Raw genomic sequence first — 13,108 nt, forward strand, 5'->3', positions numbered from 1 at the left:
TGCATCGGAGGAAACCCATGTCCGAGCCAACAACCTCAAAAACGCAATGGTCGGATTTGCATGGCGATCCTTTGGCGCTGCTGCAAGCGGCCTATGCCTATGGGATCGATGCATGGCAGCGCTCGATCCTGTATGCGGATATTGAGAGACAGGTGGGCGACCAGTATCGCGACAAGCTGCGGGACGGCAGTCCCGGCGTCCTCAACTTCCCCTTCGAATCCGTCATGTCGGGGGCGGACCTGCCGCGACCGACCAACTATGCGCTCGTGCGGATCGTACCGTCCGGCGGCCAGAAGGCCGACGAGACGCGGCGCCCGTTCATCGTAATCGACCCGCGCGCCGGGCATGGGCCCGGCATCGGCGGCTTTAAGCCCGACAGCGAGATCGGCGCCGCGATCAAGGCTGGTCACCCGTGCTACTTCGTGGGCTTCCTGCCCGATCCCGTTCCCGGCCAGACCATCGAGGATGTCATGCGCACCTTCTCGGCCTTCGTCGAGCGAGTCGGCGGGTTGCATCCCGGAAGCAAGGGCAAGCCGGCGGTGATCGGTAATTGTCAGGCCGGCTGGCAATTGCTGATGGCGGCGGCGGTCTGGCCAGACCTGTTCGGGCCGCTGATCGTAGCCGGCACGCCGCTGTCCTACTGGGCGGGCAACAATCCGATGCGCTATGCCGGCGGCCTGCTCGGTGGGAGCTGGCTGACCGCGCTGACCGGCGACATAGGCGCCGGCCGATTCGACGGCGCATGGCTCGTGCAGAACTTCGAGAACCTCGATCCCGCCAACACGCTCTGGTCGAAGCAGTACAACGTCTACGCAAGCGCCGACACCGAGGCCGAGCGCTATATCGGTTTCGAGAAATACTGGGGCGGCTACGTCTTCCTCAACGACGTCGAGATGCAGTACATCGTCGACAACCTGTTCATCGGCAACAAGCTCTCGACCGCGCAACTCATGACCTCCGACGGCTTGCGCATCGACCTGCGCAACATCCGCTCGCCGATCGTCGTCTTCTGCTCATACGGCGACAACATCACCCCGCCTGCGCAGGCCCTGGGCTGGATCACCGACCTTTATCGCGATGACGACGAGGTGCTCAGCCACGACCAGACCATCCTCTACACCACGCATGACAGCATCGGCCATCTCGGCATCTTCGTCTCCAGCAGCGTCGGCAAGAAGGAGCACCGCAAGTTCGCGAGCATGATCGACCAGATCGACCTCTTCCCCGCGGGCATCTATCGGGCGACGGTCGACGCCACGCCCCAGGACGTCCGCGACTTCGCCGACTCCCACCTGATGTCGGTCAGGCGCAGCAGCATCGGGGAAGTTCGCGACATTGTCCGTCCGGATCCGGAATCGGACTGCCGCTTCGCCGCGGCCGCCCGGGTCTCCGACATCAACCTGGCTCTCTACCGCAACACGCTGCAGCCCTGGATACGGGCCTTCTCGACGTCCTACTCCGCCCGATGGCTGCAGGCGCTTCATCCGCTGCGGGCATCGTTCGAACTATGGTCGAGCGACCATCCGCTGGCGAGCACCGTGAGCGAGCTCGCCAGCGAGGTTCGCCAGAACCGTCAGCCGGTGCCTTCCGACAATCCGTTCCTCGTCATGCAGCAGGACCTGTCGCGTGCAGTCGAGCATTTCTTGGATCGATATCGCGACCACCGGGACCAGATCTACGCGATGTGGTTCGATGTCCTGTACGGCTCGCCGGGACTGAAGGCTCTCGCCGGACAGACGATGGACGACGCGCGTCCGGCCCGGCCCCATCCAGGTGATACCCCCGAGCACCGCGAGATGGTCCGGCAGATGGTCGCCCGCTTGGACGACCAGTTGCACAAGGGCGGGCTGCTGGAGGCCTCCCTTCGCGCCCTGTTCCATGTCCTCCATCACCAGGGCAGCATCGACGAACGTCTCTACCACCACGCTGCCCGGTTCTGGAACGACGGTGCTCATTCCGGTTTCGATCCCGGCTTCTTCCGGCGGCTCGTGCGCGAACAGGCCCTGCTGCTTGCCTATAAGGGCGATGCGACCATCGAAGCGCTCCCTGCGCTGCTCGAAGGGTCGGACGCCGACGAGATCGACAGGGTCGCAATGATCATCTCGGAACTGGCGCACGCTGGCGGCGACACGCTCCCGGATGCGGGCAATGCGGCCCTTGCGCAGGTGACGGAGATGTTCGGGCGCGCAGCGGAGAAAGCCCGGCAGGCAAAAGCGGTTGAGGCCGAAACGCCGCCAGTGACGGGTTCGGAACCTGCCGCGCCGTCCCCCCAGGCGACGCAAGCGCCGGCCGCCGGCACATCTGAAGCGAAATCTCCTCCGAGGCGTGGACGCCCCCAGAGGACGTGACCCGAGCTTCGGGCGGCCTCAACTAACTAGGAACCGAAATGTTTGCCGGGCCCGCCGATGGTCGCGGCGGGTGGAAGTGACTGAGATGGAATCAAGAAAAGAAGAAAAATCGAGCAAGGAACTGGACGAAGAGGCGCACGCAGCGTGGTCGCGTGCATGGTCTTCGATTTCACCGGAATCGCCCTTGCTCGCGTGGATGGACTGGGCAAGCCATCTCGCGACAAGTCCGGGTAAGCGCGCCGAACTCTCGCGATTGGCGCTTGATCAACTGGAGCGAATCCAGACCATCATCAAGGCAGGACTTTCCCAGAGTGACGATGGTCAGAGTGCTGGCGCCTTGCCACCTTTGTCGGACCGGCGGTTCGCCGACCCCTCATGGGGCCAATGGCCGTTCAACCTGTTCGGACAGTCCTTCGAAATGCAACGTCGCTGGTGGGGAGAGGCCACGCGCGATGTCTGGGGCGTTGACCCGCATCATCAGCGTCTCGTCGCCTTCGGTGTGGAGCAGTGGATGGAGATGCTTTCGCCCAGTAATCTCGCGATGCTTAATCCAGTCGTCATCAGGAAAAGCCTCGATGAAAACGGAGCCAATCTGGCGCGTGGCCTCTCCAACCTGTTCGACGACATCGCGCGCCGAATGGCCAATCAGCCCCCGGCCGGGACGGAGAATTTTGTCGTAGGAAAGGACGTCGCCGCCACGCCGGGCAAGGTCGTGTTCAGGAACCGGCTGATCGAGCTCATCCAGTACGAGCCCACCACGGAAGTGGTCCATCCGGAACCGATCCTGATCGTTCCTGCATGGATCATGAAATACTACATTCTTGATCTGTCGCCCCACAATTCCCTGATCCGCTACCTTGTCGATCAGGGTTTCACCGTCTTCTGCATCTCCTGGAAAAACCCGGATCCCGGCGACCGCGACATGGGCATGGCCGAGTATCTCGACCTTGGTTTCCACGCTGCGCTCTCCACAGTCAACACGATTGCGGCCGGCGCCAGAGTGCATGCGGCTGGCTATTGCCTCGGCGGTACGCTGCTTTCCATCGCTGCGGCCGCCATGGCCCGCGACCTCGACGACAGGCTGGCATCCGTGAGCCTGCTCGCAGCCCAGACGGATTTCAGCGAGCCAGGCGAGCTCGGTCTGCTCATCGACGAAAGCCAGATCGCGCTCCTCGAAGCGCAGATGGCCGAAGTCGGCTACCTGCATGCCGAGCAGATGACGGCGGCCTTCCAGTTGCTACGCTCGTACGACCTGTTTTGGTCGCGCATCATCAATGAGTATCTCTTGGGTGACCGCAGACCGATGAACGATCTGATGGCCTGGAATGCCGACGGCACACGTCTGCCCGCGAAGATGCATTCACAATATCTTCGTCGTCTCTACCTGCAGAACGACCTGGCATCCGGCCGATATCAGGTGGGGGGCAAGCCTATTTCGCTTGGGGATATCAACCTCCCGATATTCTGCGTCGGCACAACCACCGATCACGTTGCGCCATGGCGCTCTGTCTACAAACTGCATCTTCTCACAGCGACGGAGGTCACCTTCGCTCTGACGAATGGAGGTCACAATGCAGGAATCGTCAGTGAGCCGGGCCGCCCGCGGCGCCAGTATCAGGTCAGTAGGCGAGCGCGCGGCGATACCTATGTCTCTCCCGACGATTGGGTGGAGAATACGCCCGTCAAGCCAGGATCTTGGTGGCCGGAATGGGCGGATTGGATGGCCGAGAGGTCTCAAGCGCGCGACGCATCCGCGCGACACTTGAACGCCAGCACGGTCATTACGCCGCTTGCAGACGCGCCAGGCGACTACATCAAAATGTCATAAGAAACGATTGCTTGGAATAGTATTAAAAAATCCATCGCCGCTCCACTCACCTATAAATAGGATACATGGTCAATAAAGCTAGAAAAATCTATGAATCTTGGATTGAAATCCGTCATTTGCGTTACTTTGTTGCATCAGCGGAGCAAGGGAGTTTTCGAAAGGCGGGTAAATCGTTAGAAATACAGGAATCAACCATCAGCAGGTGCGTCCGTGATCTGGAAGATCATATAGGGACGTCACTATTCCACCGTCATAATTTTGGCATTACTCTCACGTTTGCGGGAGAACGATTTCTGCCTCAAGCACGCAGAGTGCTTAGGTTCATTCGGCAGAGCGTCGAAGATTTGGGTAATATCGGGCGTGCGGAGAATGGGCGGCTGAGGATAGGAATATTCTCGTCGATCGCATCGGGATTCCTGGCCGAACTGGTCAGTGCCTACGACAAAAGCCACGCCAAAGTTAAAATAGAGTTCGTCGAAGGCCACCCCGAGCAACACGTAACCGCTATCCGCAAGTTCGAGATGGACGTCGCTTTTCTTACCGGCACTCAGGATTGGCCTGAGTGCGAGACCACTCATTTCTGGTCGGAGCGTGTTTTTGCAGTGTTGCCGGTCGGCCATAACCTTTCAGGACGAGAGAGTTTAGAATGGCCTGATTTGGTATTCGAATCGTTTGTAGTAAGCGATGCGGCCCCTGGCCCAGAGATACGGGATTATCTGGTACGGCGGTTGGCAACTCTTGGCTATCATCCAGATATTCAAGCGCAATATGTAGGTCGAGACAATCTCCTGTCTCTTGTGGCGATCGGGCAGGGTTTGACGATCGTCAGCGAAGCGATGGTTGCTGCTCAGATGCCCGGTATCACCTACCGTCCAATCCTCAACGACATCCTTCCGTTCAGCGCGGTGTGGTCCAGGAGGAATGATAATCCAGCTCTACGACGCCTCCTCAGCATGGCCAGGAAAATGTCACGATCGTTTGTCGCGTGCTTATCGATCGTTGGATACCTTCCGATCTAAGTAGTATGACGCCGGAGCTTTACGAAGGCGCGATCCGTCGCGATGAAGCGTTCCAGCATAGGAACGATTAGCTTTGCTGGATCGGAGACGGATTGGCCAGTTACACGAGAGAGGATCTCGGCATAAGCAGTGAGGTCGCGGTGAAGCTGGGCGGGAAGCTCTATGGCCACCTTCACCGGCTTGTCGTCGGCCAGGGGACCGAGTTTGAGCTTTGTCATGTTCAACTCCTGTAGGGTTCGAGCACAAGGTCGCGGGTAACGATAACCCGGACCGGGAAGCCGGGCCGGATGGTCAGTGTCGGTGCGACCTGAAGCTGACGCTGGACGATCTGCTGTCCGGCCTGATTGATGGTGTCCTGCGCCCCGTCTCGGATGGCTCGGATGAGGCGGTCCTCGTCGTCGGTCGCCAATTCGGTTCCGATGCCGAGTAGCGTGGACAGCCCGGCCGCCTTCATCAGATCCCACCAGTGATAATCGACGCCATCCTCAAGCCCGGCATAGCCCTGCGTGTCGGCGCCGGGCTGGCGTTCGAGGACCATAGATCGGCCGTTCGGGAAGATCAGGCGGTTCCAGACCAGCAGGACCCGCCTTTGGCCAAACTGGACATTGTTGTCGTACTGACCGATGATCCTCGTCCCCTGCGGAACGAGAAGGCTGCGACCGGTCGGACTGTCGTAGATATTTTCCGTCACCTGGGCTGTGATTTGGCCTGGAAGATCGGAGCGTATCCCGGTGATAAGTGCTACCGGGATAACCGCACCGGCCTGGAGCACGAAGGGCGAAGCTGGTGCCATGACGCGATCCAACGAGGTTGTGCGGCGATCGACCGGCCCATTGAGGAAAGCGCTCTGTCGATCCTGCGCGGTTTGCTGGCCGGCTTGACCCGCGAGCCCGGCGAGATCGACACCGGCAAGGCCGGGTGTGGTTGAACCTCCCGGCGCTGCCGGGGTCGTGCCCGGCTGGGTCTGGAAGAAGACGCGCGACGTGCGCGCGGCCTCTTCCTCCGCGATGCGGCGTTGTTCGGCTTGGTCGACCGCCGGCGTCGTGATCGTCGGAGGAACGACGGGCTGGCCTCGGTTCTGCGCGTCCAGAATGGGTCGTCCGAGATCGCCTGGTAAGGGCGGGCCAAGAACAGGGCCGGTGTAGTCTCGCGGCAATCCGGCAAGACCATCCGCGGTCTGGCGGTTGGCTGTCGAGTAAAGCTCCTCTCCGTCGCGGCCGGCGTTCCGGGTCTGGAGTGCGTAAATCAGGGCGCCGCCTATGCCGACCAGAGCGACGGCCGTGACGCTCGCAAGCACCTTGCGCGACAGCCGGGTTACGCGCGGCGGCTCCGCCCGCAGGCGCATTGGAGCGCTCGTATTGCTGTTTGCCTCGCTCATGACGCGGGCCTCCCGTCGGTACGGACAATCCTCACCGTTTGCTGCTTATCACCGCTTCCGAGGCGCAATTCAGCCGCGCCGAACAGACGATCGACGATCAGGATGTGTCGGTGGACGCGGGTGTTGACGATCTGGGCCTCGCCCTCCGGCCCGATCACGAAGATCGGTGGCATCTCGCCTTGGACGATGCCACGCGGAAAGTCGATGTAAACGCGCCGACCGTCGTCATAGACGGAGACGGGCTTCCAGGGCGGGTTGCCGCCGCTCAGGCCGTAGCGGTAGTTGCGGGAAGCGACGGCTGGAATGACCGGCGTTGCCGGAACGGTCTGCCCCTGTCCGCCTCGTGGCTGCGGGTATGCCCACGCCACCGAAGGCATGTAGGGCTTGGCGCCTGAGCGCAGCTCGATCATGTAGACGCGGCGATCGGTCGTTACGACAAGGTTCGTCGATATGTCGACGCGGCTCGGTTTCACGAGGATGTGGACGCGTCGGGTCGGGCCGCTGCCGCTCTCGGTGTCGCCGATGATCCAGCGCGCGGTATCACCGGCCGCGATCGGGCCAGCGTCGGTCAGACTCTCGCCAGGCTCCAGCGCGATGTTGGTGATCTGTCCAGGCGCGGCATAGACCTGATAGAGGGCGCCTTCGGACCATGGGTAGACCTGGATGGCGTTGAAGTAGCCCTCCCGGCGCGGCTGCACCCGCGCTGCGGCGTTGGCGTTCTCGACGCGGGCCGTCGGCGTGGTGGCGGCCGTGCCGCCTTTTGCCGGTGTCCAGNCGGGCGCGGTCGATCGTCGGTGACAGCCACGGGCACGGCCGGCAACGCGGGCACGTCGCGGTCGTAAGTGATTTCGGGCGGCTTCTGTGGCGTCGCGCAGCCGGCCAACATAGTGGCGGAAAGAAGCAGAACCGGAAGCACGGATTTACGAAAAGACGGAATGGCGCATTTGCGGAAAGCCGATTTCATTGGCTCATCTCCCGCGACCAGTTGATGGCGTTGACGTAGATTCCCAGCGGATTGACCTTGATCCGCTCGGCGTCGCGCGGTGGCTGGATCACGATGGTCAGGATCGCTGTCCATCGCTGGGTCGTGGAGAGCTGGCCGTTCTCGAAATGCCTCTCTGTCCAGGCGACACGGAAGCTGTCGGGCGATGCGCGTATGACGCTGGAGACCTCGACGGCGATCTGCTGCTTGCCTACCTTTGTGAATGGGTCGTTGGCGCGGGCGTAGTCATTGAGTGCCGCAGCGCCGCGATCCGTCGTCCATTCGTATGCTCGAAGCCAGTTCTGCCGGACGATGATCGGGTCGGCCGGAATGCTCCGCGTCTGTTCGATGAAACGCGCGAGGTGCCAGGCGACTTGCGGATCGGTCGGGCGGAAATCGGCTGTGGCGGGCGCGACCGCCTGCGCCTGGCCGAGATTGTCCACCTGAACAACCCATGGCACGACGGTTCCTCGCGCCGATTGGTAGACCAGGGCGGCGGCAAAGCCGGCCGACAGGATGAGCGAGCCGAACGCCATGGTGCGCCAGTTCTTCGCCTGCACGCGGGCCGAGCCGATACGCTCGTCCCAGACTTGGCTCGCCCTCTGGTACGGTGTTTCTGGTTGGGGTGTCTTGCCGTAATGAACGGCGGGCCTTTTGAAGAGATTCATGAACGGTCACTTTCAGAGAGATTGACGGATGCTCCGGATCCGTGGCTGTCGCCGGAACGGACGGCATGCGCGGCGGCGCTGACGCCGTGAGAGACATGGCGGCCGCGCTTCATGCGCTGGGCCCATGCGGGGGGCTGTTCGGTCGTCGTCGCGGGCGCGACGGAAGAAGGCTCTGCCTCGCCGCCGGCCGACCCCATCGTGGACGTGCCGCCGGTGGCACTGAGCCCGGCGCGGGCGCCGTCGGAAAAACTGGATTTCATGCTCTCGGACGCGCGCGAGGCGGCGCGACGCAAGGGTGATGTGGCGCCTGAACCGGCCGCGCGTGCGACGCCGGACGCCACGCCCGATGCACCGGACTGCCCCATGGAACCGAGCGTATAGGCCGACGATGCCGCCCCGGCGGCCGCTGCTCCGCCACGGGCTACCGCGGCCCCACCGGAAAGGAGGGCTGCTCCTCCCTTCGCGGCAAGCATCGCACCGCCGCCAACGGCGAGCGCGGCGCCGCCCACGGCGAGACCCGTGCCGACTGCGGCGCCTGCGCCAAGCTGCGGACCGCCACTGACGAGGCCGGACGCGATGCCGGGTCCAAAGATACCGAGGCCAACGAGCGAGAGCGCGGCGAGCACGACCGCCATGGCGTCGTCGATGCTCGGTGTCTGCCCACCGAACCCCTGCGTGAACTGGCTAAAGAGCGTCGAGCCGATGCCGACGATGACGGCGAGGACGAGGACCTTGATGCCGCTGGAGATCACGTTGCCGAGCACGCGCTCGGCCATGAAGGCGGTCTTTCCGAACAGGCCGAACGGGATCAGAACAAAGCCGGCCAACGTGGATAATTTGAACTCGATCAACGTCACGAAGAGCTGCACGGACAGGATGAAGAAGGCGAGAATGACGAGCGCCCAGGCGAAAAGCAGGCAGGCGATCTGGATAAAATTCTCGAAGAACGCGATCCAGCCCATCAGATCGGAGATGGATTCGAGCAGCGGCCGTGCCGCGTCGAGGCCGGTCTGCGCCACCTTGCCGGGGCGGAGGAGATCCTGCGCGGTAAAGCCCGTGCCGGAGGCTTTGAGGCCAAGACCTGAAAAGCTGTCGAAGACGATCTTCGCGAGGTTGTTCCAGTTGGAGATCAGATAGGCGAACACACCGACGAACAGCGTCTTCTTGACGAGACGTGCGATGATGTCGTCATCGGCGCCCCAGCTCCAGAACAGCGCCGCGAGAGTGACATCGATGACGATCAGCGTGGTCGCGATGAAGGCCACCTCGCCGCTGAGCATGCCGAAGCCGCTGTCGATGTATTGGGTGAATGTTCCAAGAAAGCTGTCGATTACCCCTGAGCCGCCCATGGATCACCGCCTGTCGTCTGACGACGGCGATACAGGCGCAGCCGGACGGCCGAGGAAGCGATCACGTGTCTCGGCCCAGACGCGCAGGCATTCGCTGTCGCTCGCGGCCGTTGCCCCAAGCTGCTGGCACCGGCGCTGGCCCTCGCGCAGCGGATCGCGCGCGGGCTCGACGATAGGCGCCGACGGTCCCGCCGGCTCCTCATCCTTGCGGGTCATCTCGACGACCGCCGCCGTGATGGCGATGGCGACGAAGACCACAGCGGCCAGCCGGGCCAGCATCTTGCTGTCCATGACGGTGCTCCTTTCCGGCCTCAATTGCCGTTGAACATCCGCGCGCTGCCGGCCTGATAGCCGGAACCGGGCGTCAGGAAGCGGCGGCGCTGCTCACGCCCCTGCTCGGCTGCTGCGGAGCGCTCGGCCTCCGTCAGCGCGCCCGAACGGCCGTTGGCTGCGAGCAGCGCGACGAGATCGGAGAGCTGCTGCGACTGGAGGGCGAGGAGCTGGTTGCCGGCCTGAGTCGCCTGAAGCGCGCCGGTCGCGCCCTGGCTCTGGTTCACCAGTTCGCTCATCTGCGTGCGGTTGGTGTCGATGTTACCGACGACGCCTGCCTGGACGCGCATCGCGTCCTGCAGGCTTCCGACGGTGTTCTGCCAGCGGCTGCGCGCGGCGCTGACGAGCTGCTGATCGCTCGCCGACATCGAGACGGTGCCGTATTGCTGCTGGAACATCTGGTCGATGTTCTGCACGTCGAAGGCGATGTTCTGCGCCTGCTTCAGGAGCTGCTGGGTCTTCTGAACATTCTGCTGAAGCGTCTGGAGCGAGGAGAACGGCAGATTCGCGAGATTGCGCGCCTGGTTGATGAGCATGGTCGCTTCATTCTGAAGCGAGGTGATCTGATGGTTGATCTGCTCAAGCGTACGCGCGGCAGTCAGGACATTCTGCGCGTAGTTGGTGGGGTCGTAGACGATCCTCCAGGCATAGACCGGCGACATCGCAAACGGCGACATCGCGAGCGGCATAGCCGCCAGCATGGACGCTGCGAGGACCGCGGAGGATTTGCGAAGACGACGGACGATCATGGCTAAAGCTCCTTTTCGGGCTGGGGGGTGAGCGTTTGAAAACCGGGAAGAAGATCGATGGCCCAGCCGACGTCGCGGGCATCGAGCCATGCGGGGAGAAAGCCGTCGCGGCCGTGTTCGGCGACGAGGTTGGCGATCAGCGTCTGGTCGGATTTCGAGGACGCGGCGCAGAGCGCGAGGCCGAGTTCGGAAAGGCCGAGCTCGAACAGGCGATTTCCGCGGCGCGACTGGCAGTAGTAGTCCCGCTTGGGGGTCGCCCGCGCGAGGATCTCGATCTGGCGGTCGTTGAGGCCGAACCGCCTGTAGATCGCCGTGATCTGCGGTTCGATGGCTCGTTCGTTCGGCAGCAGCAGCCGAGTCGGGCAGCTCTCGATGATCGCCGGCGCGATGTCTGAATTGTCGATATCGGACAGCGACTGCGTAGCGAAGATGACCGAGGCGTTCTTCTTTCTGAGCGTCTTCAGCCATTCGCGGAGCTGGCCGGCGAAGCCCTCGTCATCGAGGGCAAGCCATCCCTCGTCGATGATGAGCAAGGTCGGGCGGCCGTCCAGCCGGTCGCCGATGCGATGGAACAGGTAGGCGAGCACGGCGGGCGCGGCGCCCGTACCCACAAGGCCCTCGATCTCGAACGCCTGCACGTCGGCCGAGCCAAGATGTTCGGTCTCCGCGTCGAGCGGCCGACCATAGGGGCCGCCGACGCAATAGGGACGAAGCGCCTGCTTGAGATCGTTCGACTGGAGCAGAACGTTGAGGCCCGTGATCGTCCGTTCCTCGATCGGCGCGGATGCGAGCGAGGTCAACGCGGTCCAGATGTGCTCCTTCGCCTCGGGCGTAATCGTGATGCCCTCACGGGACAGGATCGCGACGATCCAGTCGGCGGCCCAGGCGCGCTCATAGGTGTCATGAATGCGGGCGAGCGGCTGGAGGGAGACCGAGACATCGGAGCCTTCGGTAAGGCCGCCACCAAGATCATGCCAGTCGCCGCCCATGGCTAGCGCGGCCGCCCGGATCGACCCGCCGAAATCGAACGCGAAGACCTGGCTGCGTGGGTAGCGGCGGAACTGCAAAGCCATGAGGGCGAGCAGCACGGACTTGCCCGCGCCGGTCGGGCCGACCACCAGGGTATGGCCGACGTCGCCGACATGCAGAGACAACCGGAACGGGGTCGAGCCTTCGGTCTTGCCGTAAAGCAAGGGGGGCGCATTGAAGTGCTCGTCCCGTTCCGGCCCCGCCCACACGGCGCTCAGGGGGATCATGTGGGCGAGATTGAGTGTCGAGATCGGCGGCTGGCGGACATTGGCGTAGGCATGGCCCGGCAAGCTGCCGAGCCATGCGTCAACGGCGTTCACGGTCTCGATCATGGCCGTGAAGTCGCGACCCTGAATGACCTTCTCGACCAGCCGCAGTTTCTCGTCGGCAAGGCGCGCGTCGGCGTCCCAGACGGTGATGGTCGCCGTGACGTAGGCCAGCCCGGCCACGTCGGCGCCGAGCTCCTGTAGCGCGAGATCGGCGTCCGCCGCCTTGTTCGCCGCGTCAGTGTCCACGAGCACGGACCGCTCGTTGGTCATCACTTCCTTCAGGATCGCCGCAATGCTCTTGCGCTTGGCGAACCACTGCCGGCGGATCTTGGTCAGGAGTTTCGTCGCGTCGGTCTTGTCGAGCAGGATCGCGCGCGTCGACCAGCGATATGGAAAGGCCAGCCGGTTGAGGTCGTCGAGCAACCCGGGCGTCGTTGCCGTCGGGAACCCGATGATAGTTAGAATGCGCAGGTTCTGGTCGCCAAGGCGCGGTTCCAGCCCGCCGGTCAGCGGCTGGTCGGCCAGAAGCGCATCGAGGTAGACCGGGGTTTCGGGGACGCGGACGCGGTGACGCTTCGTCGAAATCGTCGAATGCAGGTAGGTCAGCGTCTCGCCATCATCGAGCCAGCGGCAGGACGGCATGAAGCCGTCGAGAAGCGCCAGCACGCGGTCGGTGCGATCGGTGAAGGCCCGCAGGATCTCGTGCGGATCGATGCCCGAACGTTCGCGGCCTTCGTACAGCCAGGACTCGGTGCGTGCGGCTTCCTCCGCTGGCGGAAGGAACAAGAAGGTCAGGAAGTAGCTGGAGACGAAATGGGCGCCCGCTTCCTCGAACCCCGCCTTGCGCTCGGCATCGACCAGGCCGGAAGCCGGATCGGGGAAACTGCTGTCCGGATAGGTGTCGGCTTCGTGACGCTGCGCTTCGACGAAGATGCTCCAGCCCAAGCCAAGCCTACGGAAGGCGTTGTTGATACGGCTGGCGACGGCGACCAGCTCGGCCGCGACGGCGGAATCAAGATCGGGACCGCGGAACTTCGCGGTGCGCTGGAACGATCCGTCCTTGTTGAGCACGACGCCTGTAGCAACGAGCGCGACCCAGGGCAGATAGTCCGCAAGACGCGATGCTGAGCCGCGATATTCGGCAAGGTTCATCATCGGC

General features: G+C 63.2%; 10 protein-coding genes and 1 pseudogene. 3 read left to right on the forward strand and 8 right to left on the reverse strand.

The genetic code is table 11. From position 1 onward, the window contains the following. Positions 1-17: 17 nt before the first annotated feature. The 3 genes from CEV34_RS05630 to CEV34_RS05640 all read left to right on the forward strand — a co-directional run bounded on the left by CEV34_RS05630 (position 18) and on the right by CEV34_RS05640 (position 5,195). A complete protein-coding gene (locus tag CEV34_RS05630; RefSeq protein WP_084438198.1) occupies positions 18-2,348 on the forward strand; it encodes a DUF3141 domain-containing protein in 2,331 nt (776 codons plus the stop codon). A gap of 85 nt (positions 2,349-2,433) precedes the next feature. Next, positions 2,434-4,176 carry a PHA/PHB synthase family protein gene (locus CEV34_RS05635; RefSeq protein WP_064332039.1) on the forward strand — a complete coding sequence of 581 codons (1,743 nt, stop codon included), beginning with the start codon at positions 2,434-2,436 and terminating at the stop codon, positions 4,174-4,176. Between the two features lie 65 nt (positions 4,177-4,241). Next, on the forward strand, positions 4,242-5,195 hold the full coding sequence (locus tag CEV34_RS05640) for a LysR family transcriptional regulator (RefSeq protein WP_094543410.1): 954 nt from the start codon (positions 4,242-4,244) through the stop codon (positions 5,193-5,195). On the opposite strand, the gene CEV34_RS05645 is transcribed toward CEV34_RS05640, so the two are convergent. The 8 genes and pseudogenes from CEV34_RS05645 to trbE all read right to left on the reverse strand — a co-directional run bounded on the left by CEV34_RS05645 (position 5,192) and on the right by trbE (position 13,104). After that, the gene (locus CEV34_RS05645; protein WP_094543411.1) at positions 5,192-5,413 is read right to left on the reverse strand and encodes a DUF2274 domain-containing protein; all 222 of its coding nucleotides are present in this window, start codon (positions 5,411-5,413) and stop codon (positions 5,192-5,194) included. The two genes, CEV34_RS05640 and CEV34_RS05645, sit on opposite strands and share 4 nt — an antisense overlap. Positions 5,414-5,415: 2 nt before the next feature. Further along, on the reverse strand, positions 5,416-6,573 hold the full coding sequence (locus tag CEV34_RS05650) for a TraB/TrbI/VirB10 family type IV secretion system protein (RefSeq protein ID WP_094543413.1): 1,158 nt from the start codon (positions 6,571-6,573) through the stop codon (positions 5,416-5,418). Beyond that, positions 6,570-7,537: pseudogene (gene trbG, locus CEV34_RS05655) on the reverse strand (P-type conjugative transfer protein TrbG). The gene CEV34_RS05650 and the pseudogene trbG overlap by 4 nt, the downstream one beginning before the upstream one ends. Further along, positions 7,534-8,223: a conjugal transfer protein TrbF gene (gene trbF / locus CEV34_RS05660; RefSeq protein ID WP_094543414.1), complete on the reverse strand. Its 690-nt coding sequence runs from the start codon at positions 8,221-8,223 to the stop codon at positions 7,534-7,536. The pseudogene trbG and the gene trbF overlap by 4 nt, the downstream one beginning before the upstream one ends. After that, entirely contained in the window at positions 8,220-9,572 is a 1,353-nt protein-coding gene (gene trbL / locus CEV34_RS05665; protein ID WP_094543416.1) for a P-type conjugative transfer protein TrbL, read from the reverse strand. Before trbL ends, trbF begins: the two co-directional genes overlap by 4 nt. Positions 9,573-9,575: 3 nt before the next feature. Further along, complete coding sequence (gene trbK-alt, locus CEV34_RS05670) at positions 9,576-9,863, reverse strand: putative entry exclusion protein TrbK-alt (RefSeq protein WP_094543417.1); 288 nt, start codon at positions 9,861-9,863, stop codon at positions 9,576-9,578. 20 nt (positions 9,864-9,883) lie between these two features. After that, positions 9,884-10,651 carry a P-type conjugative transfer protein TrbJ gene (gene trbJ, locus CEV34_RS05675; RefSeq protein WP_179253468.1) on the reverse strand — a complete coding sequence of 256 codons (768 nt, stop codon included), beginning with the start codon at positions 10,649-10,651 and terminating at the stop codon, positions 9,884-9,886. A gap of 2 nt (positions 10,652-10,653) precedes the next feature. Further along, the gene (trbE, locus tag CEV34_RS05680; protein WP_094543419.1) at positions 10,654-13,104 is read right to left on the reverse strand and encodes a conjugal transfer protein TrbE; all 2,451 of its coding nucleotides are present in this window, start codon (positions 13,102-13,104) and stop codon (positions 10,654-10,656) included. Positions 13,105-13,108: the final 4 nt, after the last annotated feature.

This window comes from Brucella pseudogrignonensis (assembly GCF_002252525.1).
GTDB classification, from domain to species: domain Bacteria; phylum Pseudomonadota; class Alphaproteobacteria; order Rhizobiales; family Rhizobiaceae; genus Brucella; species Brucella pseudogrignonensis.